This window comes from Neoehrlichia mikurensis, assembly GCF_019186785.1.
Taxonomy (GTDB): Bacteria; Pseudomonadota; Alphaproteobacteria; order Rickettsiales; family Anaplasmataceae; genus Neoehrlichia; species Neoehrlichia mikurensis.
In genome coordinates this window covers 365,794-390,353 of the sequence record NZ_CP066557.1, presented here as the reverse complement: position 1 = coordinate 390,353, position 24,560 = coordinate 365,794, and the positions used below count along the sequence as shown (strand labels likewise).

The 24,560-nt window shown below is 25.8% G+C and carries 15 protein-coding genes and 1 tRNA gene; 9 read left to right on the top strand and 7 right to left on the bottom strand.

Annotated features, from left to right (window positions below):
- Window positions 1–63: 63 nt before the first annotated feature.
- The 3 genes from HL033_RS01515 (at window position 64) to HL033_RS01505 (ending at window position 7,003) form a co-directional block, all read left to right on the top strand.
- A complete protein-coding gene (locus HL033_RS01515; RefSeq protein ID WP_218194333.1) occupies window positions 64–2,673 on the top strand; it encodes an AsmA family protein in 2,610 nt (869 codons plus the stop codon).
- A gap of 578 nt (window positions 2,674–3,251) precedes the next feature.
- Window positions 3,252–4,772: an apolipoprotein N-acyltransferase gene (gene lnt, locus HL033_RS01510; RefSeq protein ID WP_218194332.1), complete on the top strand. Its 1,521-nt coding sequence runs from the start codon at window positions 3,252–3,254 to the stop codon at window positions 4,770–4,772.
- Window positions 4,773–5,521: 749 nt separating this feature from the next.
- On the top strand, window positions 5,522–7,003 hold the full coding sequence (locus tag HL033_RS01505) for a proton-conducting transporter transmembrane domain-containing protein (RefSeq protein WP_254815544.1): 1,482 nt from the start codon (window positions 5,522–5,524) through the stop codon (window positions 7,001–7,003).
- Window positions 7,004–7,391: 388 nt separating this feature from the next.
- Here HL033_RS01505 and HL033_RS01500 read toward each other — a convergent pair whose 3' ends face one another.
- From HL033_RS01500 to HL033_RS01490, 3 genes are all read right to left on the bottom strand, one after another.
- On the bottom strand, window positions 7,392–7,697 hold the full coding sequence (locus HL033_RS01500; protein WP_218194331.1) for a hypothetical protein: 306 nt from the start codon (window positions 7,695–7,697) through the stop codon (window positions 7,392–7,394).
- 275 nt (window positions 7,698–7,972) lie between these two features.
- Window positions 7,973–8,425 (bottom strand): MlaD family protein, encoded by a 453-nt coding sequence (locus HL033_RS01495; RefSeq protein ID WP_218194330.1) that lies wholly within the window; start codon window positions 8,423–8,425, stop codon window positions 7,973–7,975.
- A gap of 17 nt (window positions 8,426–8,442) precedes the next feature.
- Window positions 8,443–8,730 carry an NADH-ubiquinone oxidoreductase subunit NDUFA12 family protein gene (locus HL033_RS01490; protein WP_218194329.1) on the bottom strand — a complete coding sequence of 96 codons (288 nt, stop codon included), beginning with the start codon at window positions 8,728–8,730 and terminating at the stop codon, window positions 8,443–8,445.
- Between the two features lie 830 nt (window positions 8,731–9,560).
- Here HL033_RS01490 and nrdR point away from each other — a divergent pair.
- Window positions 9,561–10,067 (top strand): transcriptional regulator NrdR, encoded by a 507-nt coding sequence (nrdR, locus tag HL033_RS01485; RefSeq protein WP_218194328.1) that lies wholly within the window; start codon window positions 9,561–9,563, stop codon window positions 10,065–10,067.
- A gap of 23 nt (window positions 10,068–10,090) precedes the next feature.
- Window positions 10,091–10,163: transfer RNA gene (locus HL033_RS01480), tRNA-Ala, on the top strand.
- Window positions 10,164–10,975: 812 nt separating this feature from the next.
- Here the strand turns inward: HL033_RS01480 and HL033_RS01475 are convergent.
- Entirely contained in the window at window positions 10,976–12,802 is a 1,827-nt protein-coding gene (locus HL033_RS01475) for a hypothetical protein (protein ID WP_218194327.1), read from the bottom strand.
- Window positions 12,803–13,258: 456 nt separating this feature from the next.
- On the opposite strand from HL033_RS01475, the gene HL033_RS01470 reads away from it, so the two are divergent.
- From HL033_RS01470 to HL033_RS01460, 3 genes are all read left to right on the top strand, one after another.
- A complete protein-coding gene (locus HL033_RS01470) occupies window positions 13,259–17,002 on the top strand; it encodes a hypothetical protein (RefSeq protein WP_218194326.1) in 3,744 nt (1,247 codons plus the stop codon).
- A 32-nt stretch (window positions 17,003–17,034) separates the two neighbouring features.
- Window positions 17,035–17,172 (top strand): hypothetical protein, encoded by a 138-nt coding sequence (locus HL033_RS01465; protein ID WP_218194325.1) that lies wholly within the window; start codon window positions 17,035–17,037, stop codon window positions 17,170–17,172.
- Between the two features lie 337 nt (window positions 17,173–17,509).
- Window positions 17,510–18,547 (top strand): extracellular solute-binding protein, encoded by a 1,038-nt coding sequence (locus tag HL033_RS01460; protein WP_218194324.1) that lies wholly within the window; start codon window positions 17,510–17,512, stop codon window positions 18,545–18,547.
- Window positions 18,548–19,203: 656 nt separating this feature from the next.
- On the opposite strand, the gene rpsP is transcribed toward HL033_RS01460, so the two are convergent.
- Window positions 19,204–19,485: a 30S ribosomal protein S16 gene (rpsP, locus tag HL033_RS01455; protein ID WP_218194323.1), complete on the bottom strand. Its 282-nt coding sequence runs from the start codon at window positions 19,483–19,485 to the stop codon at window positions 19,204–19,206.
- 536 nt (window positions 19,486–20,021) lie between these two features.
- Between rpsP and HL033_RS01450 the strand changes: the two genes are divergently transcribed.
- The gene (locus HL033_RS01450; protein ID WP_218194322.1) at window positions 20,022–21,182 is read left to right on the top strand and encodes an MFS transporter; all 1,161 of its coding nucleotides are present in this window, start codon (window positions 20,022–20,024) and stop codon (window positions 21,180–21,182) included.
- A gap of 234 nt (window positions 21,183–21,416) precedes the next feature.
- On the opposite strand, the gene HL033_RS01445 is transcribed toward HL033_RS01450, so the two are convergent.
- Window positions 21,417–21,581, bottom strand: a complete 165-nt coding sequence (locus HL033_RS01445) for a Trm112 family protein (protein ID WP_218194480.1) — start codon at window positions 21,579–21,581, stop codon at window positions 21,417–21,419.
- A gap of 1,142 nt (window positions 21,582–22,723) precedes the next feature.
- Window positions 22,724–24,133 (bottom strand): bifunctional UDP-N-acetylglucosamine diphosphorylase/glucosamine-1-phosphate N-acetyltransferase GlmU, encoded by a 1,410-nt coding sequence (gene glmU, locus HL033_RS01440; RefSeq protein ID WP_246575308.1) that lies wholly within the window; start codon window positions 24,131–24,133, stop codon window positions 22,724–22,726.
- Window positions 24,134–24,560 lie beyond the last annotated feature (427 nt).

Here is a 24,560-nt window from a genome sequence, read left to right as displayed (position 1 = left end):
TTTTTTTATACCTTATTAAGAATATTAGGTATAAAGAATTAAAGATACATTTTTGGTATATTGATGAAGTTTGTTGTGTATTTTTGTTGCACTGTTTTGATAATAGTACTGGGGTTATTGGTATTGCCTTCTGTGATTGACTGGAATGTGCGTTATGGGCCTTATATATTTAAGCAGTTAAATACAATAAATAAAAATGTAAAAGTTGTTGGTGAAATTAGTGGTAGTTTTATATTCCCAAAAATTATAATACGTAATTTATATATGGAATCTGAGTCAGATTTATCTGAAAAAGTCATTGTATCAGTTGATAAATTAGAATTGGGCATATCTTTTATGTCACTAATTTCTCTTGCTCCGAAAATTAAATTTATAAAGGCTTATGGATTAAAATCTACAGTTGATGGATTAATAAGTGCTATGATGTTGAAAGAACAAAATGATATTCAATTTATCAGTATTACTGATAGTGTTATTAATATTGTAACTGATAATTCTTCTTCTCGTACAAAAGCTGTTACTATTTATGATGGTACTGTAAAGTCTTCAAAAGGTAGAGTAACTGCTAATGCATTATTACACATAGGAAGAAATAAATATCAACTTACCTCTTCTATGAATATGAATAAAAAGGGTAATGTTAGTAAAGCCAGTTTAGCTATTGAGTCTCAAGTAACTAAATTAAAATTGTTAAGTAATGATACTGGTGATGTAGATAAATTTAGTGGTGTGCTGACCATTGAGTCAAGTAATTTTGCGGAGCTTATTAACGATATATCAGAAATAAATAAAACTTCTATGTTTCCTTTTATTACTTCACAGGAAAATTTTAGTTTATATGCAAATGTATCAGTAGGAGATTCAAAATTGAATTTTAGCAATATAAAGATTTCTTCAAAAAGTGTAGAAGGAAATGCTGATGTTCAATGTAATAACTATTCATCTTGTGTAACTAATATTAATTTTACTAAAATTAATATTGATAGCTTAATTTCCGGTAATAGCGAAATAGACTATGAGTATGAAAAATCATCACGAGCACTAGATTATTTTAGTATATTTGTTTCTGATACATTTCAAGTAAAAGTTAATTTAGCAGTTAAAGATTTAAAATTTAATGATAAGATGGTTCATGATTTATTAATGAATATTATTATATTGAATGGCAAAATAAGTGTTGAGAGATTGCAAGCAAAGCTTCCTGGAATTAACAATATGCTTTACATTCAAGGGGATGCTGTTAATTCTAATGTAGTGTCTAAATTCCATGGTATAATTAAGGTTTATGGAGACGATTTGGATGTTTTAGTAAAATGGTTAATGCCAGTTGATATGTATGGAGAGTATAAAAGTAATAAATTTATACTAAATAGTAATTTGTATATAGCTCCACGTATATTTTCTTTTACAAATATTAAATTTGTAACAAATAATGTAGGAAGTATTCAGGGAGATTTTAGGATTAAATATGATAGAAATAAAGGAAATTTTATTGGCAATATAAATGTTAAAGATTTTAATTGTAACTACTATAAGTTAACTAAGAAGGTTAATTTTGAAGAAGATGTAATGTCATTTAAATGGTTAAAAAAGTTAGGCTATAGAGTTAAAATAAATTTTCAGCTTAGTGATATTTTGCTGAATGAAAGTATTATAAAGAAATTAAGCTTCTTTGCTAATATTGCTAGTAAAAAAATGAGTATAGAAAGAATACAGTTTGCTGATGAGTATGGATCTAATTTACAAGGATTTATGAGAGCTATCATTTCTTCACATGATGTACGGCCAAAAATATTATTACGCTTACGTGGTGAAAAATATGATAGTAATTTTATTAAATTACCTAAGATAATTAATACATTAGTAGATAATGATAAAAAGGTTCAGCAAATGAAATGGTCCAATAATAGAATAAGATTTTTTGGATTAGGTAATTCAGATGGTAATATTGATATTAATATTCAAAAAGTAATATTTAAAAAGAGTATTATCAATGATTTTCAGTTTTCTTCAGATATAAGAGATGGATTGATGTCTATTAAGAAGTTAAAATTTGTAATAGACGAAGGAAGCGTTGAGTTTAATGGTAATGTAGGTATGGGAGATATACCATCATTATCAGCAGTGTTATCTATATCTAATATTCAGTTACAGCATATAGCGCGGGGGCTCAATATAACTGGTGTTCAAGGGAATGTTAGTATTAGTGGTAGTGTAAAGACGCAAGGTAACAATTTGGTTGAGTGGATGAATGCCTTGGATGGTAAAGTAGAATTTGCTGCTAGAGGTGTTGATATTAGTGATATCAATTTTAATCTATTTATTAAGAATTTATTTATGGCACGTAGTAAATCTGATATTGCTTCATTAGTAAAAGTATCTTTATATAGTGATAGTACTTTATTTAGTATGATAAATGGTAAATCTGATATTAAAAAAGGTACAGCATCTTCTTCTATAGAATTTAAAATTGATAATGCAGTTGGTGTTATGTCAGCAAATTTTTCATTTGTCAATTTTTCTATTGTATCATTGTGTAAATTTTTCTTTATACCATCAGGTGCATTATCTTCTGTGAGTATAGATATGGATTTACAAGGTTATATATGGCAACCTAAGATGACTTTTAATATTGATAGCTTATATGATTTAGCTCACAAGTATGCAAGTTAAGTGTGAATTATTCTTAAAAAGTGTTTTCCTTATTAATTGTTGAAATTAATATTAACTACAATATGTTTGAGATAGTGTTGTATACTTTTACATAAGCTATATTAAATTCATTAAGTAGTATTTTATAGATAATAAGTTTAATATTTAATCAATGTATTTAATCAATATGTTGATATTGTTCGTAAGTATTAATTTATGAATTAAAATTTGATAATAAGTTTTTATAAGGTATATGCTTTTCTCTTCTTAAGGATTAATTTATAATTACTACTATTTATAGTTAAAATTAAATATCCTTATTTCTATAGAGATGTCATGCATGAAAATAAAGTTTTTTTTTCATCAGCGTATACAATTATATTAAGTGACAAATGTGTTTCCTTTTTTACAAATTCAAATAAAATAATGTAAATTTTAGCATTTGGTAAGTTATGTTATTTGATATCTAAAACTAAGTAATAAAGAATAAGATGATAAATATTAGTTACAGATATTTGAAATTATATTTGCTTTATGTTATGTGTAGTATATAACGACAATATAATCGCTTATTTTATTATTAAATGAACCTGTAAGATATGTTATCTAATTTAAGTAAAGAGCATCATTATACATTAGCAATGTTGCTAGGTGTGATGTGTACTTTATCTATGCCACCGTTTTATAATTTTGCAGCGATGGTTATAGCTCTTTCTGGTTTTTATGTAGTTTTAAGGTATATTAAAAATATTAAACAAGCTTTTTTTTTGGGATGGTGGTTTGGTTTTGGATATTTTTGTACGGGGCTATATTGGTTAATTTTTCCATTATTGATTAAACCTGAGTTTTTTGGTTATCTTATTCCCTTTGCATTTATTGGTATACCTTTTGTTTTGTCTTCAAGTTTTGCAATATCTGCTGCTATTATTTTTTGGGTTGATGCTCGTAATTTAATTGGTGTAATAGTATATGCTTTAATGTTTACTATTGCTAATTGGATACTAGAAGTTTTTTTTGGATTTCCGTGGAATCTTTTTGCTTATGCATGGTCATTTTCAATAGAGATGTTACAAACTGCTTCTATAATTGGAACTTATGGCATGATATTTTTAGCAGTGTTTTGTAGTGTTAGTATTGGTTCTTATATTTGTGATAAAAGTAAATTATCTTGTGTTTTTTCTTTGATTTTAATAGTGAGTATGAGTCTTTATGGCAAAGCTCGATTACGTATAAAACAAGATTATGACAAAAATGTGTTTTTACGTGTAGTTCAAGCAAATATTGGCGTTGAAAAAATATTTTTAGGAGATAAAGAAATTTTATGTAAACACTTATATTTAACAAATGAATTTAGTAAAGATAAGATAAAGTATGCCATATGGCCTGAAAGTTCGATATCTCATCCGATTATTGACAATAATGTTACATTTTGTGATGGTATAGGAAAATTAAAAGTAGATTTTGTAATTGCGGGGGGTTTAAGGGCGCATGTAGATAAATATAGTAATGCTATGCTATACTATAATAGTTTATTTGTATTTAATAAGGATGGGAAAATAGTATCCTATTATGATAAACGTCATTTAGTTCCTTTCGGAGAATATATTCCTTTTGTTAAATTTTTATCATGGATTATACCTAATGCTTTTACTGGTAACTTTACTGTTGGATCTACCACAAATTCAATTATGTCTTTGAATGATACACCAGAATTTGCGCCGTTGATTTGTTATGAGTGTATATTTCCTGGTGAAGTTGCTAGTAGGTACAATAATGCAAAATGGTTAATTAACATTACAAATGATGCATGGTATGGTGTTAGCTCACAACCATATCAGCATTTTGAATTTAGTAGAATGAGAGGAATAGAAGGTGGGATTCCTGTTATTAGAGCTGCAAATAATGGTATTTCTGCTGTTACTGATAGTTATGGCAGAATTGAAAAAATGTTACCATCTATGACTGTAGGAATTATTGATACATATTTACCATTACACATTAATGGTGGTACGATATATTCCTGTTATGTATATCCATATAAAATACTAAGTGTTATTGCAGTTATTGTGTTTATGTTTTGTATTGTGAGAAAATTTATAAATGCTGTAAATAAATATTAGTTTTATTACTTAATTACAGGTTACATATATTAATCATAGTGAATATAATTACAATACTGGTGTCAGTAAAATGCTTATTATCCTTTTGATCTATTTGTTATGTATAAATTTTTTACATAATTATTAATAATCACTTACATTTAATCATAAACGTAGCTTTTATACCATAATTATTATTTTATATGTAAAATTTTTTGTGCAGTATTGTATAATAAAATTATTTTATGTATAAAGGTATTTTAATAATTTGTGATCTTCTCATTGAATCATAAAGGTTTTGCAATTGTAAAATTAAAATTTGCTTATTATAGTTGTTATTATATTGCCGATATACTTTTTAATTTATTCGTTGGTATATAAATTCTTATATTGTTTTTATAAATTTTATTAGTAAAAACATTGTCTTTACATTGATATATTGAATAATAAGGAAATTCCGAAAAAATTTATGAACATATTTTTTGCTACTATAAGCTGTTTTTACAAAATATGCTGTAAACAATTATGACTGTATTATTAAACCAAATTATATGATTATTAAATACGTCACTACCATATTATATATAATGAATGTTTTATGTTGATTTAAGATATAAATTTTTTTAATATATTGGTTAAGGGTGTAGATATAAAATTACTATTGATTTACTTGTGTAATTTATAGGATGTATTATAAATTTATTATTAATTTGAACTTCTACAGATAATTTTGTTGTTGATGCAATCTATTTGTAATTTAGGAAAAATGTGTGATAAGTGTAGTAAATGATAATTTGCCTATTTTTCAGGTTATTTTGCCATTAATTATGGCAGTATTATGCTCTGTATTAAAAAAAAATAATTTAGTACCAATAATTATAATATGTACAGTATTTATATCTTTATTTATTTCATGTGTATTGTTTTGGAAGGTTTATAATATTGGTGTTATTTTTTATAATGTTGGAGGATGGCCATCTTCATATGGTATAGAACTTAGAGTAGATTTATTAAGTGCTACTATGATTGTATTGATTAATTTTATTGCTGTCATGAGTGTGCTTTATGGTGTCAATCCTAATAAACGAGAAATACATGAAAGTAAGATTCCTGGATTTTACTCTTTATTTTTGCTTTCTTTAGGGGGTTTATTAGGTATTTTATTAGCCAATGATGTTTTTAATATTTATGTTTTTTTAGAAATATCTTCCATTTCTTCATATGTGTTAGTAGCAATGGGAAAAAATAGACTATCATTAATTGCAGCATTTGAATATTTAATTATTGGTACTATAGGAGCAACATTTTATTTAATAGGTATAGGTTTTTTATATTCTATAACTGGTGTTTTAAATATTAACGATATTTTTGTTGCAATACAGAATTGGCATGCAAATAAAGCTGCTTATATTGGAATAATGTTTATAGTTTTAGGATTATCTATAAAAATAGCGTTATTCCCATTTCATAGTTGGTTAGTAAAATCTTATAGTAATGCGCCTACTTTTGTTTCTGTTTTTTTTTCTGGTACTACTACAAAAGTAATGATGTATCTTCTTATAAGATTTGCATATAATGTTTTCGGCGGACATTTTGTATTTGTAGATTTACCTTTTGGACGTATCTTATTAATTTGTTCTTTCTGTGCTATTGTTGTTGCTTCAATTTTTGCAACTAGGAGTAATAGCTTACAAAAGATTTTTGCTTATTCAAGTATTGCTAATATAGGATATATTGTTTTTGCTATTAATATTAATACTAATGCTGGTATTTCAGCGGCTATAATTTATATTATTAATCATAGTTTAACAAAATCTGCCATTTTTATGGTTATTGGGAATATAGTATATCATTATGGTAATAAGACTATTAATGAATTTGTTAATATTGGAAAAGTTATGCCGAAAGTTATGGTAGCACTTACTGTTTTATCTTTTAATTTATTAGGTATACCGCCAACATTAGGATTTATAGCAAAATGGTATATAATTGATGCTACTATCAAGTCACAAATGTGGGTAGGGTTAGGAGTATTAATTTTTGGGTCTATGGTAGCTATGATTTATATATGGAGAATAATAGAAAAATTATCTTTTAATACAGGAATCGATAATGGATTGTCTATTAAGTATTCTAGAATAATGACGTTATGTATTTGGGTGATGGTGACCATTATTGTTGCTTTAAGTATTTATCCTATGTCTTTAATTTTGTTATCACAAAAAATAGCATCTACGCTTTTTGTACATTAATACATTGTGTTTGCTAATAATATTAAGTTACATTGTTATTTACTGTATTATAATTTTATATATTAAATTACTAATAGTTTGAATCTTATTTTTTATAAGATGATACATTATATTAAAATAGTCATTAAAAAGTATGTATTGCAGGTTTATGTGTAAATAATAACATACATTTATCTTACGTTGTATGTATGTTAAGTATGTAGTCTTATAATTAAAAAAATATGCATATGAGTCATATGATGAATTATATAGTAATTATACATTATAGAATCGTATTAGCTTATTATATTAAATAGTAGTAATCGCATGATAAAAATTATAGTTTTATTAATTAGCTTTTTTATAGATGTGATTGTTTATTATTAGCTAAAATATTTTTTTACTATAATTACCTTATGTTTTCTTTTTGTGTATATACTGCAGAAACTGATTTGATATCAGAGATATTATTATCTATTGAATGACTGTGATGAATTTCTTGTTTTAAGGGAATAGCTGGTCTTTTGGATAAAGAACTTGCCATGTTACTATGTCCTGTATATGAATTGTTTATTCTGATAGTATTTTTATTACGTTTTTTTGTTAAATAATTTATTAAATATATTAATAACTTGTATAGTGCTATACTAAATATTACTAAAATGGTAAATTTTATACCCCATAATAATGATAACGAGCTTATAAATTTTATCATAAAGATTGTACCTAAATGTAATGTTGCTGAATACAATGATATATTACGTTATATAGGTAATTATGAATAATAAATCACCTAAGTTATCTTAATATTTTACTTTTATAAGTAAACACTAGCAACATATTTATTTATAATCATTCAGGCAATTGTTGTAATTTTACTACTCTTCAATAACTAGGCTAATTAGCTATTTTATGTTATTATATTACACACAGTGTTAAGCTCTTTTATAAGGTAGCAAAAAATTTTTACTTATATTAACCTAATTTTACTTATTTTAGTATTAGATTAATGAGCTTTCCTAAAATTATATTGATATCTAATCCTGAGTCAGTTCTACTTATCAAAGAACCATTTGACATTATATCATTACTTGATCCAGGAATAATATCGATATATTTTTTTCCAAGCAAATTTTCATATACAATAGAAGCCGAACTATCAATTGGTAATGAAATATTTTTTTGTATGCACATTTCTATAGTAACCCCATAATCTTTTTGTAAATTCAGTGAAGTAACAGTTCCTATTTTAATGCCAGATAACTTGACATTACTTTCTGTATTGATTCCATTAGCATTTGCAAAATATGCCTTTACTACATAACAATCACTACTTATTTTATTTTTTAGAGGTATTTTATTAAAGGCAAAAATACCAATAATAATTGCAATTATTAATACAGCAAATCCTGTAAAAATTTCTATGATGTTAGACTTGTACATAATGTACCTGTTAGTTTCTATATATTGAAAAAGTGTGGGTGGTAAGCATGTTTTGTTCCGGTTAAATTGGGACAATGTTTGTTCTTATAGGTACTTAAGGATTGAGGAATTTTACTATCTGTATAATGTAGCCAAATATGCCATCTTGCTGGGATTGTTGTTGGATCTGCTTTTTTATTATACAGCACTAATCTTTTTTCAATGTTATTGACCATAAACTTATAGTATCTATTGCCAAATTCATCTGTTCCAACGAATTGTTTATTGCGTTTAAAAAAAAATTTTAATTTCGTAAAAAATAGCATATTTTTTTATTAAAGATTATAGTTTATTATTTATTATAGTAAGTAGATAAAAAAAAACAATTACTAACAATGTATTTAGCATTGTTGATATTTAGATATGTGAGTTATACTAATACTTGAATGACAAAATTCTTTAAGGTTAATTATTTTATAATAAATTATATATGCTTGATGGGATTGCAGATTTGTGCAAGAAATAAAATGGATTTAAATTAGTATTATATTATGAAAAGGTATTATTTTTAGTTATTGCAATTAAGATTGTGTACTAATGTATAAAACTTAGGTTATATTGCTTTATATGTTTATTACTATTTAAGGTTTGCATATTAATTATATATTTATGCAACTATTTAAATATACGACTTATATAAAGCTTATATCTTTTTTTTCATTAAAAAAAGCTACATCATAGGTATTTATTATTTGTATTAAAGTATGATGTGTTTTTTAGTTGTGTATATAATATGTAGTATAATTAATTGTTGTACCTTTGATAGGTCTAAAGATATAAAAAAATCTTATAACATTGTTGCAATTATTAAAGAATTATCTGCGTAAGAGACATAGTATGTTATTTTGTAATTTTAAAAAGTTGTTGCATGTAGTACTGAATGTAGCAGTAGCTAGTATATAAATTATGAAAATAGCTTTGTTATCGAAAGCCTATTTTATAATGTTATTTATGTGTGATAATTAATATTTATTTATATACAGAAGTAATGTATTACGTTTAGTATAATACTTGTATTGTAATTATAAGTTTGATGGTAGTAAGATATGTTGTTAATTACAGCAGAGTTTCTGTATTAAGGATCTAGGTTAAGTATATGAAGTGTCCATTTTGTCATAACGTTCATACTAGTGTTAAAGATTCTAGACCTTCAGATGATGATATGATTATAAGGAGACGGAGAGTATGTAATATATGTAATGCGAGATTTACAACGATGGAAGAATTACTTTTAAAACCAATGAAGGTGATAAAAAAGAATGGTAGCATTGAAATTTTTAGTAAACAGAAGTTGTTATCTTCTATTTTAATAGCTACAAAAAAACGTCCTATTAGTCATGATCAAATAAATATGATAGTGAATAATATATTTTATCAGTTAGAGGCATCAAAAGAAAATTCTATCTCGACTCATATTATTGGAAAAATGGTTATGGATAATATTTTTTCTTTGGATAAAGTTGCGTATATAAGATTTGCATCTGTATATATGAATTTTAATGATACAAATGACTTTAGCGATATTGTAACAAAGATTGTTAATAGATGCAATATTATAGCGTGTTTTTTACACATTTTTCTTGAATTCATAATTTGCTTGTGATAGTTTATGGGTAATAAAGGTATGGGGGTATAGCTTAGTTGGTAGAGCGTCTGCTTTGCACGCAGAAGGTCAGCGGTTCGAATCCGCTTACCTCCACGCTATATTATATACACTATATATAAGAAATTATATTTTTGCTTTATAGTAGTTTTATTTACAGGATATAAAGCTTCTTATGTACGAAGTAAATTCTGTGAAGTTGTAATGTGCATTTTGTACTTAAATAGGAAATTGTAGTAGTATTAAGGTATTGGCTTCATTTTTTTATTAACAGAATGATCTATGTTATAAGTATTATTATATTAAAATTAAGTGGATAATTTATACACAGCATAAAATAGTAGTATTTAATGTGTATAGTTTTTAATGTTTAGGTTATTAATATTTGGAAATACATTATTATTAAATATGTAAATCGAAGCATTTTTAATATTACTTAACTATGTGTTAAAGAACAAGGCATTTAAAAAGTTGCGATAGTGTAGTAGATATCAATGTAATGTTGATTGTGTATGATTATAAGTAATTATCCTTTTTTTTGTACTTAATATAGTAAGATAATATATCTATAATTTTTAACAGTTAGTTATATTATAAGTGTGCTATGTAATGTACTAGGTTGTATTTTGATGTGTATTTAAAACAGTGAAATACTGATTGTATTTTTAGTTTGATTTTGTATTATCCTGGTGGGCTATCAATTACTTTCTGAAGTGTGTTATTTGAGACTTAATAAAATTACTAACATATATTCTGTCTGAATTTAGTTATGAGAATATAATTTTGTTTCTTTGATAATTGTAAGATGTTCGGTTTGTTTAATATTACTCAAAAGGTTATTGCATTAAAAGTCTCAATGCTATCAAATTAATATCATGTTAAAAAGTTAAAGTTTGATAGCATCATTATTATTGAAACATTGCATTAAAAGTCTCAACGTTATCAAAATCATTATTATTGATATAAATATGATTGTTACTATCTATATAAGCATTTTGAACAACGTGTTCATTATTATATGAAAGATCCTTTACTACATAATTAAATAGTGTCATAACATTGTCATATGTATATTCCTTTTGATTATACTTGTTTATTGCATTTGTATAAAAAGTAAGTGTTTCATCATAATTTGCTTTTATTATTAATGCATGTGAACCATTGTCGAGGAGTTTACCTGATAATATGTGATTTATATTGGTACTGAATGTTTTCGAGTCATGGTCCATTTGTTTCTCACTGGTGTGATACTGTACAGTTGCTTGATTATTAGTTATACTAGTATTGTCATTGCTTTCAGTATTATTTACAGACTTATCATAATGTTTATGTGTTACATTATCATATTTAATATTATTTGTAGGTGAATGCACGTCGTTAAGGGTTTGCTTATTATTTGTAGTTATATTATTATGAAGTGAATTGATGTTGTTATGAGATTGGTCGTTTGTTGATACTATATTATCTAAAGGTGAGTGTGTTTTTATATTATGGGATAATAACGTTGTTAAAGGATGAATATTTAATACTTCTGTATTGTTTATTAATAAATGTGACTCATTATTAATAGTGTTATTTGATGATACTATGTATATAGGATCAATAAAAGTTAATTCTTTGATAATTGCGTTAACGTCAAGATATTTTTCAAACATAGTACTCATGATTTTCGAATCGTCTTCTCGTAAGTGACAAAAGTATAAATCACTGAAAAACATATCATCTGTATTATGTGAAGAGGTTAATGTAATTTCTTTGGTTTTTAGTACAACATTTACTTTATTTACAGTGCCGTAATAGTAATCATTGATTTCTTTGCCTTTTGTGATTTCAAATGCAAATTTACCTTTTATGTTGTAAATGTTCTGGGTTAATGGTTCTATTAAGTTAACTTGCTGTAATAATTTGATAGCAGATTCATCGTCTATTGTTGTAATACTATCTTCTTTTGTATTAGAAAAGTAGAATTGATTATCATGTATAATGAGATAAATGGGTGCATGTTTTAAAACGTTATTTTCTGCTGTAGATAGTAAATCTTTATCTACATATGATGGAGCATATATTTTTGTAATTGAATCACTGTCTGCATTAATATATTTAAAATAGTATGGATAGTCTTTTGCATGATTATTGTCATGTGTAAAAAAAGCAGCTTCATTATTAAGTGTACCTATTGAGTTATTGATATCAAGATTATCTTGCTTAGAAGATAGCTTAAAAATATGTACTGATTCTTCTACAGCATTTTTTATTTTGCTAAGAAAAAAAGATGGAAAATTACCTTGAGATTGTTTATAGCATTCTTCTAGATTAATATTTTGTTTTAGTATGGGTGTGATTGTTGTTATATCGGTGTTGTCTATAATATTAGCTAGGTTATTTGTTGTAAGCTTTGTAAATTCAGGATTTTTTTCTTTATTAGATATTTGGATAAAATCATTTTTGCTAAATATTTGACCATTGGCATCACATAATGATAATGAGTATGCATTATTGTTTTGTATTACTTTTAAGAATTGATAACTAGGTGGTATTTTTAACACATAATTATTATTGAAATCCTTATAAAATAACATGTTTGTGTCTTTTAAATAAAAATAATATGAGGTAGGAAAGGTAAGAAAGTTGTTATTATGATCTGTAATGTGTGCTTCATAGTAATTTTTATTATTAAGGCTTGTGCCTATATCTACTTGCATTAATTTTTTAGTAGGAGTTTCATGTGTATTCATTATGTATACCTTAATTAAAGATCATGGAATCATATGTACGAAATGTTAAAAAATGGTTAATTATTTTCTATATTAGTATTTTGACATGTAATTGGAGTGTTAATATTATGAGGAAAGGCATTATTGTTATATTGTATTTGTAACAATAATATTTCACGCTTAATTTCTAGGGTATCAGTATCTTATTTACATATAGACTGTGTTTGTATAACTAGGAGTTACTTATTTTTGTAAATTTATATGTGAAGATAATTAGTAATATTTTGTATTATAAAAGTTATGCTAATCTTAATCTGAGAAAAATTTATAATCATTGGTTAGTAATAGTATTAATAAATAAGTTAATTTCATAATAATATTATTTAATATTTTATTTATCATTATTAATTTTTTTATTGACTTACTATGAGTTCTGTGATTTATTTCACAGCTCATTTTCAAGTCAAGGTAAAATTTATGCAAGATATTAATAAAATAGGTGTAGGAAATCTATACAATGATGAAAATACGGCCATGAAATTAACTATGAAATCAGCTGTTAATAATATGATTAATAATGAAGACGTTCATAGTGATTGTATACCTGATCATAATAGTTTAGAAAAGCAAGAATTTAATTATAAGTATACAGTTCAGAATGATTTAATGACCCAAGTAGGATTAAAAGTTAATTTTTTTCTGACAATACCGATGAATGAATCTTATAAAGCAAGAGCAGATATTGAAGTTAAAAGAGCAATAGAGTTTTTTCATGAAAAATTTCCTTTAGCAGATTCAAAATCAATAAAAGATATTAATATTTTTGTTTTTGAAAATTCTAATCAATTTCATAATAAAACTGATGCTTATCATGTACATTTAAATGATTTGGTGGGTGGTATTGCATGGAATGAAGGCCATCATGGTAATCAAGCTTATACTTCATATGTATTTAAATCAGGAAGTAATATTTTAAATTTGCAGCATGAACTTGCTCATATTCTTACGTGGGAAGCGACAAATAAATCATATTTGAACAGTATATTATTAGAGGGTATTTCTGAATATATTCAAAATGCAAAAGATAGTAACTATATTGTTGATGAAGATGCTAATGGTGTTATGAGATTTGATACTATGGAAAAAATAGATAGTATCATAGATATTTTACATACAAGACATAATTTCAAAACATTAGATTTAGAAAAAGTAGGGGATATTATTAGGAGTGAGTCTAGTAATGCTAGTAATTCAAAGGATAATGCTACACTTTATGAATACAATACACTAAAATATAATTTGGGATATGTGCTTGTAAAATTCATGCAAGATTATCATCCAGCAGATCTTAAAGAATATTTTTCTAACTTAAAAAAGTATGGATATGATAATTTTGATTTCAAGAATTATAGCGAAGAATTTAATCAATGGATGAGCAATAATACAACTAATAACTTTTTTAAAAAATATGATATCCTTAAAGTGGAGAAAGGTGATTTTATAGGTGTTAGTAATGTGAGCATTAATGGTGAAGTGCAAAGCATAAAATACTTTGATGCTAATATTAAAGATGCCATAGGTAATTTTGTAGGCAGCTTATCTCCTGTACAGATCTATGCTATAGGCAATACATTAAGAATCGAAAATGCTAATACTCATGATATGATGAATATATATAAAGAATATCATTTTATGAAATTAGTACAATTTGATGGTAGGAATAAATATATGCTTTGTGATGAACAAGGTAATTCGTATATTAATTCTTTAGATTATAAAAATGCTATAGGAAAAATTATTAGTAAATATGATGATAACTTTAAAAAGGAATTTGATCTATTTAAAAATGCTCAAAATTCTAGTGATTCTGATAAGATAAAAGCTGCTAACTTAACTTATATAAAAGCCTTAGATCAAAAAGTAAGTGATATTTTACATTATAGAAGTGACGCTGATATTAACTTGAGAAAAGTGTTAATTAACTTCACATATATAGATGGGAATCAAATAAGGGATATAAATGGTGTAAATATTGATCAATTAGTAGTTAATAATCCAAATGAAATATTTACTGTTAAGAGTGAAGGTACTGGTAATATTAGTGCAGTTTCAGTTTATATGAATGATAACAAAATAGGGGAAATGCTAACAGAAAGTGCAATATTTGCTCAATATAATTCTACGAATAATCGTGAAATAATGCAATTTCAAGGATATGATGTAACACGTAGTGCCTGTCTGTCAAGATTTGATCAAGTAGCTCTTGCAGTAACAGTAGATCAACATGGTAAAAAGGAACTAAATGTTTTAGATAATGGGAAAGTTAACAGTGGTGGGGTAGTTCTTGTAGAAGAAAATAAATTTTTTAAACCTGATATTTGTAACATAGATAATATTGGTAATTTAACGGTATCAAAGAATGTAAAAATTGATAATTATGAAGATCGTATTAATTATCATGATGCTGACAAGTACATTATGACAAAGGGTGATATAGCTGATACTAAAGGTACAAATAGAACAGAAGATGATACGTATTTTGTGCAAGTAGTTAAAGATGATGAAGTATTGATGAAGCTTAAAAGTATAGGCTTTTATATTTCTGAAGAGATTCTTGACGAAAATGGCATAGTCGATAAATCGGCATTGTTTATTAACGATTATGTTACAGGTAAATTTTTTCAATTACCTGGTAGTATTACTCACTTAAAATTAGCAACCATTAATGGAGAAAGAAAATTGGTGCCTTCAACTTTAGATGGTAATGAAAATCCTGAAGGCATGCCTGAAGATATAGGTAATTATAGATATATAGATCCTATTTTTGCTCACAAATATACAAAAGAAGATGAATCACATGAGCATATAAATATAGGATTAATAAATTTTGATAAGTATGTTGATGGTGCCTTGTTTAAAGTACAGTGTGATATGGAAGATTATGCAATAAGGAGGAATGACAAAGGTGAAATAATAAGACATGTGCCTTACTATAAGTATTATACAAAGGTAAAATTACTGCATGATGATCAAGAAATAGGCATGTTGTCTAATAGGTTTGATAAATATGAAGGAGATTTAATGATCTCTGCAGATTTGAATTATAGTTACACAGATTTTCTTACTTCTATGCATTATCAGGAAGTAGATCTGAACAAAGATAGCGATGGTATTGTTACTTTAAAATTTGTTGGGGAAACAGATCATGAGGATAAAGGTTATAGTAATTATTCTTCAGCACGTCATAAAATTGATAAAAATACAGATGGATATCAACATATGGAAGAAAAGAATGCAGCTATACAAGAAAATCAAAGAAAAGCTAATGAAGAAGCTCATAGAGAAAAGAAGATTTATGATGATCAAGAAAATATTATGATGCAAAAAAATACTGATGTTTATGTACATGATGCGAATACCAGTAATCAAAAATCTACGATGCAAGTCAATAATCGATTTGCTACTCAAGATCATAAAGTAAATTCTGAGAGTGAATATCAAAAAAGTTTTTCTTTTTCTGTTGTTCCTAAAGACACTACTGATAATGATGGTAATATTACAAATACGTTAGTTTTTTTTATTAATGATAAAATTACAGGGACTGTTTATCAGTTACCTGATGTTATTACTCATGTAAAATTAACGACAATATCAGATGGGCAAAGAAAACTGGTAGTATGTACTTCTAATGGGGAGGAAAATCCTGATGGTATGCCTGATCTTGGTCAGAATAGATATATAGATCTTACGTTTGTGCATTCTAATGAAATAGCGGAAAGTGCCATGTTATTGAATATAGATTTAGCAGATCTAAATAAGTATTCTGATGGTGTGCTTTTTGCTATACAAAGTGACGATCAATATTTTGCAAAAGTGAAACTGATACATGATAAAGATGGAAAAATAGGAGTATTACCTTTCTATCTTGATAGATTTCAAAACATACATATAAAAACATATCAAGAAGATAATGTTTTTGATAATAAGACAATAAATATTAATGTTGCAAAACAAGATAACTCTTATAATGCTTCAGTGAATAATAACAATTTTTCTTATGGTTTTCACAATAAAGATCATGATTCAATGTATGAAAATCAACTATTAAATCAAAATTATAAAGTGTTAAATAATTTGTATACACAAGATTCTGTCTATGATGGTTTTATGGATGTTATTCATGGATTAAAAGGTAGTAATTATGCTGTTGACTTAATATAGTAAATATTACTTTTCATAAAATAGCCATATAATTGGCTATTTTTTTATGTCCGTTGATGGAATATATAACAAAAGTAGCCAAAAATTTGTATACACAAGATTCTGTCTATGATGGTTTTATGGATGTTATTCATGGATTAAAAGGTAGTAATTATGCTGTTGACTTATAGTAAATATTACTTAGTAACTAACATAGTGGTTTATATGCAATATTATTTTAGAATAAAAATGTTAAAATTATAAAATTTTAAGGATATTTTATTTTGATAGTATAATTCTTTACGATATTGTTTTATATAATAATTGTTATTACCAGGATAATGATACATAAATAAGTGCTTCTTAACTAATATAGGTAGGTATATTGATATTCAGTTAAAAAAATAGTAATTTTTGTGATATAACATATAGAGTTAATATGTAGTATTTATGTTTTGCTAACTATTTTAAAGTTTAACTATTATTTGTTAGCATAATATAACAAGTTTTGGTAAAGAAGGGTTGTTTATGAGTAGGACTTTTAGCTTATTATTTTTTGTGCTTATAGTAAGTACGGTGGTTGTATTTTTATATAAGAATTATCATTCTGATAATAAAAATGTAGTAAATGTTTTTTCTTCTCGTAAAGAAGAATTATTACGTGATGTATTTCAGCGATTTACTGAAAAAACAGGAATTAAAGTGCGTTATATTAATGATGATGCTGCTCAATTAATTTCAAGGATGGAAAGTGAAGGGTCATATGGTAATGGAGATGTATTTCTTACAGCTGATGCTGTAAATTTAATTTTAGCAAAAAAGAAAGGGCTTTTGCAAGAGGTGAATTCAAAAATACTTAATGAAGCTATACCACAAAAATATAGAGATGCTAAAGGGTATTGGTTTGGATTAACTAAACGTGCAAGAATTATAGTATATAATAAAGAGTTAGTTAGTAGTAAAGAGTTAAGTACATATGAAGATCTTGCAAATGTAAAATGGAAAGACAAAATTTTAGTTAGATCCTCTAATAGTCCATATAATCAATCTTTAATTGCTTTTATGATAGCAAATAACGGAGAGAAAAATACTAGAGCGTGGGTAAGAGGATTAGTAAATAATATGGCAAGAAAACCTAGTGGTGGTGATACTGATCAAATTTATGCAGTAGCTGCTGGGGAGGGAAGTATAGCAATAGTAAATAGTTATTATTTTGGTAGAATTCTTATGTCGCAGAAAGAAAAAGATAAGCAATTTGCTAAAAAACTTTCTATTTTTTTTCCTAATCAGAATACTACAGGTGTTATGATAAATATTAGTGGTGGTGCTGTTACCAAGTATGCAAAAAATAAGGAGGGTGCAATAAAGTTGCTAGAATTTTTAATTAGTACTGAAGCACAGAAAATTTATTCAGAAGCTAATCAGGAGTATCCTATTATTGATATAGGTTATTCGGATATTTTAAAGTCTTGGGGTACATTTAAAGAGAGTGATCTTCCTCTACAGGAACTTGAAAATTACTTAAAACAATCAGTAAAAATTGCTGATGAGGAGGGTTGGAAATAATCTTATACGAGATAAGTGTTATAAAAGAGTTTATTGGAGATATATATAATGTACGATAGATTTTTTGTTTTTTTATAAGAATACATTATTGTGTTTGTGATAGTTTTAAAATTAATTATTTGTTAAAGAATATATTTTTAATGTTATTAAAAAATAGGTGTACTTTATAACATTTTTTAAATTTAGGTATTTTGTATAGAAGTGTTATTTTACTATATAATGTTGCAGGTTATACTGATTTTATAATATATACGTGGTTAATGTAAAACTAGCAGATTTATGTATTGAGTGTAGGTATTATACTTGATGTTGCAAATTTTTTATGTATATTAGCTAGTGTGGGTTCTACTATTGAGAATTTTTGTTATCAATTAATTAACATAGTATAATATCAATACATAGGTAATATATGTTTATCAAATAGATCTATAGCGGGCTGTATTTTTGTATTAACTAATTTGAAATATAAACACTAAGTTAATATTGGTTTATTGGCCTATAATTTACTGATAATTAATAAAATCATAATGCATACAGCCAAGCCTCTAATACAAAAACATAACTTTAGTTGTATCAAGAAAACTATATATTAACAAAAGCTTATAAAGATTTTGGGTTAAGTAACAGCTTATCTGACAAATTACTAAGTTATAAAATTAACTAGCTTGTACACAAGATTCGCTGCTGAGATTTATAATATTCTTTTTTATGAACCAAGAAATCCTCTCTGTAGGTTGTGCACCAACACTTAACCAGTACTTTAATCTATCAACATTTACCTTAATAAAACCCACTTGCTCATGCGATAACATGGGATTATAAAAACCCAGTAGCTCAATAAACCTGCCATCTCTTTGTACCCTAGAGTCAGACACCACTATTCTATAAAAGGGCTTTTTTTTAGCACCAAATCTTGCTAACCTTATTTTTACAGACATTTGACAACTTACATATAACACTTTTTTAAAACTATCATTTATTGAAAATATAGTCAAATAAAAAATTAACTTTTATAGCAACTATATACATAACTTATATAATGTTAACTATTATCAATGTGTAATCTTAATAAGAAGTATAGTGATTATTTAAATTTGATGTTATAAGCATAGAGATTAACATAAATTACCTAAAAGTTTTTTTATAAATAAGTAACTTACTAATAGTCTATTACTTTACTACTTTAAACACATCTTAAAAAGTAGTATTATCCATTATCATTTAAAAATGATATACTGTCAGTATTAAATTTGTGATATTTTTATTATTTGTATTTTCCTATGTATTAGATGACATATGTGATTTATTATTGGCTTATTTTCACTAGTGTGATTGTTTAATGTTTAGAGATAGCCTCCATCATAATTTAGTATATGAATATATTGTATAGGATATTTGGTTTGTAAAATATTGTTAATGCACAAATTTGTCATAATTAATTAAGGTTATAGCTTATATTTGAGTGATTTACTTAATGGGAAAACATTATGAAGATAAGTATAGTAGTTTTATTTTAACTTTTAGTGTATTTGCTGTAGGATTTCTTGCAAGGCCTTTTGGGGCAGCTGTTTTTGGACATATTGGAGATAAATATGGTAGAAAGATTGCGCTTATTTTCTCTATTGTACTGATGTCTATATCTATTACTTTTATGATGATAATACCTGTCTATAATAACATAGGTATATATGCTCCAATACTGTTAGTTATTTGTAGGGTAATACAAGGTATTGCTCTAGGTGGTGAGGCAGGTAATGTTGCCTTTTTGATAGAGCATTCAAAAAATGGTAAAAATAATGGATTGCTTGGTAGTTATGAAGTATTAAGTGCTGTAATAGGATCTTTAATGGCTATGCTAGTTATTATGATAACTCATCATTTTACTGGTAATAGTTTTGTAATATGGGGATGGAGGATTCCATTTTTTGTGGGATTATTTATAGGAGTAATTAGTGTGTGCCTTAGATTGAGAAATGCGGAAAGTCCTGCATATTGTATGTATAAAGAGCAAAAAATTCCTCTCAAATTGCCATTTGCAGTATTATTAAAAAATTATAAAAGGCCATTTTTATTAGCAATTTTAATAGACTGTATTGAAAATTGTTCTTTTCATATTTTGATGGTGTTTTTTGTTAATTTTATTAACGAACTTTCTCTTACAAGAGTAGATCATCATTGTATAAATATAATAGCAAGTACTGGAATATTTGTATGTGGTATTTTGACAGTTTATTTTGGAGCATTATCTGATTTTGTTGGCAAAAAAAAGGTCATGATGATAGCGTCAATTGGCCTATTTTGTGTTAGCATTCCTGTATTTTGGGTGTTAAGTCAGGATAGTTATATATTAATAATTATAGGATATATATTATTTATTATACCCTTCTCAGCAGTACTTGGTCCTGTAAATGCTGCTATGGCTGAGCTATTTCCTATAAATATTAGGTATACAGGGTTTGGCTTAGCAAGAAATATTTCTTCTGCAATCGCAGGTGGAGGAGCGCCACTAATATGTACATGGTTAATATATATTACAGATATTAAAATTGCTCCAGCGATGTATGTGATGTTTTGGGCTATTATTTCTTATATTGCACTTAGTGTAATACAAAAAAAAGATATATATGTTGACTAGTGAATATTATCTGTAGTTTCTATTTTAGTTCTCATAGGTTTGTTAGTTCATCATTTTTTAGTATATCGGTTTTGAGAAAAAGGATTGTTAATTGAAATTATTCTTATGCAAGTTTGTAGTGGAGGTGCTTTTGATTGAATATAGACACTAAAAACACAAGGCATTTGATATACGCATTGATTTGTTATTAACTTATTATATGTACTTTATTTAATAATCAGCAATGTTTATGACTTACAACTTACGTGCTTCATCAACAAGCATTATGGGGATTCCATCTCTTATAGGAAATGCTAATTTAGCATCTTCACTTATTAGTTCATTAGTTGCTTGATTGTAATATAGCTTACCTTTTGTTACAGGACACACTAATATACTTAATAACCTTTCATCAATTATCATGGATTTTTTAATTTTGCTTAGCTTTTTATAATATACCTTGAAGTATAGTAAAGTCTAATAAAATATTTTCAGTTATGATATGTTAAAAATATTTATAAATTATAATTCCTTAATAAAGAGTTTTTTAGTAAAAAATTTAGTTTATTGAATGCTTATGTTAATTGTTGTGATAAATATTACTTATTAAAAAGTTTTTAGGGTATTATTTTATCTTAAAGCTTGTAGTGCAATGCTTTTTTATCGTAAGGGTATATGACTATTTATACAGTATTTGATATTTAGTACTAAAAGATACTAATACACATTAGTTATAAGATTAACTATTTAACTTTATATTAATAAAATTAAATAACTGTATATTGACAATTTTTCAGTATAGTTATGATGTATTGAAAATTGAGAATATCTCTTTGTTATGTTAATGCAGTATAACTACAGCATTTAGTTGTATAGGGTGTTATATTTGATGTTAAAAAATGACTTTTGCGTAAAATTTGATAAGTATTATATTTTAAGTCTTATTTATAAATATAGTAAAAACATAGTAATATGGGTGTGTTTTTAATTTTATTTGTTGAGTTTAAGTATTCATCTAGATAACTGTTAGATTGTTAAGTATGTAAACTAGTATTAAATTGTTCTCTTAAATATTATGATAACAGAAGATTGTTTTTATCTTATATATAGTAATACGGATAATTTTTTGTTATTTTCAAAGAATTTGTTAATTTCTAGAGTTTTTTGTATGCAATGTCTAAATCAATATGTGTATAGTGTTGATATATAAAGCATAGATAGTATTTATTATGGTCATTGACTCATTACGTAACTGATTAATGTCATATTCTTAATATTAGTATAGTGTATTTACTTAAATGTGTTAGTTTAACTTGTTTTATTACATAGGTATAGAGCTTACTGTATAGTTGATATATAAGTATAGATAGTATTTATTGTGGGCATTATAAATTAGTAATATACCCTTACGATTAAAAAGCATTACACTACAAACTTTAAGATAAAATAATACCCTAAAAACTTTTTAATAAGTAATATCTATCGCAACAATTAACATAAGCATTCAATAAACTAAATTTATTACTAAAAAACGTGTAATACAAGATTTTTCAGTGAAATACTTATGGTTTGTTTTTATAATTTTGCTTTATGATTTGTCTTTTCCTTGCTATCCCTAAACTTTTTTGAGGTATATTTTCAGTAATTGTGCTACCTGCAGCAATAACAGCATAATTACCAACATTAATGGGAGAAATTAAAGTACTATTAGCTCCAATAAAACAGTAACTGCCTATAACAGAATGGTGTTTTTTATTACCATCATAATTACAGATAACAGTCCCAGCACCAAAATTGCTGTTTTCACCTATAGTACAATTTCCTATATAACTTAAGTGTTTTATTTTACTCATTTTATTGACAGTACTTTCCTTTATTTCAACAAAATTTCCAATATTGCAGAATTGTTCTATAGTAGTGTTACCTCTAATACGTGCAAATGGGCCAATGATAGAATTTTCTTTAATATAACATTTCTCAAGGTATGAATAAGCTAAAATTTCAACATGTGATTTTATGTTAACTTGTGGTCCTAAAATTGTATAGGGATGTATTATTACCTCATTTGCAATTTTTGTATCAAGTGAGAAGAAAACGTGTTCAGGTGATAAAAGAGTTACTCCTGATTCAAGAAAAAAATTTCTTTTTCTGGTTTGAAAATATAATTCTGCTTTTGCTAAGTCATATCTTGTATTTATTCCTATAGCTTCATCTTCTGTTGATAAAATATATCCTACTTTTAATTTGTGTTGTGTTGCAGAGAGAACTACATCTGTAAGATAAAGCTCTTCGCCATGATATTGGATGGTATTAAGCATATCATGTATTATATTCTTGTATCCTATCATAATACCAGAATTTGATAAATGTGAATTTATGTCAGAATTATCTTTTTCTATAATTTGTAATACTTTTTGATTGTGATCGGTAATAATTTTGCCGTATTGGTTATTATTTGATTTGAAGGCAAGTATAATGATAGAGTTATCTGAATTTTGCAACAAATTAATCATTTTATAAATAGTTTTAACTGTAATTAATGGAGTATCTCCATATAGTATTAATACAATTTTTTGATCAGAGTTACTGATTTTTGTTATAGCTAATTTTGCTGCATTTCCTGTACCTTGTCTTTGTTCTTGCAGAGCAATTTGTGAGTTTAAATTGTATTTTTCTAAGCTTAAAGCAATGTAATGTTCTGTATTACTATTTGTTACTACGACAAGATTATGTGGATTTAATAGACTTGCACAATGCAAAACATGTTCAATGACAGGAAAATTACCGAGCTTGTATAGTATTTTAGAGGTATTAGACTTCATTCTACTGCTATTACCGGCAGCTAATATTACAACATCTATCATTATCAATATTATGTAAGTTATGTATTTAGCATCTACTAATTTTTGTACTTTTTCTAGGATATTCTTAAATATATCTATTTTTTGTAATATACAATATAAAATTACCATATTTATACTTTAATATGGAGAATCTTTGTATAATTTTATTATAGTTAATAAACTTTTGGTTAGTATTTATTAAACTTATCATATTTTCTAGCAGTATGTTGTACTATATATTATAGCTAATGTTTTATATAATGTGTATTGCTATATTAATTATTGTTTATATGATATATTATTGGTAATCTTCATGTGAGGTTTTTTTATGATGTTTCATGTAAAAAGTTACATACTAGTAAGTAACGCGAATTAAAATAAAAAATGGAATTATTTTTTAAGGTTTGAGGTACAGGTAATTGCTAAAATAATTAATTTTTAGTGAAGATATTAAGACAAGAGAATATATTCGATGATAGACTTGTACTTTTATCAATTCAAAAAAATATACCTTATTGTATTGCTGGTTAAGTTTTGATTTTAACATTAATGTATT

Coding starts and splice junctions, on each gene's coding strand:
- rpsP (WP_218194323.1), bottom strand. CDS start 19,485: ATGTCTGTAAAAATAAGGTTAGCAAGATTTGGTGCTAAAAAAAAGCCC.
- HL033_RS01460 (WP_218194324.1), top strand. CDS start 17,510: ATGAGTAGGACTTTTAGCTTATTATTTTTTGTGCTTATAGTAAGTACG.
- HL033_RS01470 (WP_218194326.1), top strand. CDS start 13,259: ATGCAAGATATTAATAAAATAGGTGTAGGAAATCTATACAATGATGAA.
- glmU (WP_246575308.1), bottom strand. CDS start 24,133: ATGGTAATTTTATATTGTATATTACAAAAAATAGATATATTTAAGAAT.
- HL033_RS01450 (WP_218194322.1), top strand. CDS start 20,022: ATGGGAAAACATTATGAAGATAAGTATAGTAGTTTTATTTTAACTTTT.
- HL033_RS01475 (WP_218194327.1), bottom strand. CDS start 12,802: ATGAATACACATGAAACTCCTACTAAAAAATTAATGCAAGTAGATATA.
- HL033_RS01490 (WP_218194329.1), bottom strand. CDS start 8,730: ATGCTATTTTTTACGAAATTAAAATTTTTTTTTAAACGCAATAAACAA.
- nrdR (WP_218194328.1), top strand. CDS start 9,561: ATGAAGTGTCCATTTTGTCATAACGTTCATACTAGTGTTAAAGATTCT.
- HL033_RS01500 (WP_218194331.1), bottom strand. CDS start 7,697: ATGATAAAATTTATAAGCTCGTTATCATTATTATGGGGTATAAAATTT.
- HL033_RS01495 (WP_218194330.1), bottom strand. CDS start 8,425: ATGTACAAGTCTAACATCATAGAAATTTTTACAGGATTTGCTGTATTA.
- HL033_RS01515 (WP_218194333.1), top strand. CDS start 64: ATGAAGTTTGTTGTGTATTTTTGTTGCACTGTTTTGATAATAGTACTG.
- lnt (WP_218194332.1), top strand. CDS start 3,252: ATGTTATCTAATTTAAGTAAAGAGCATCATTATACATTAGCAATGTTG.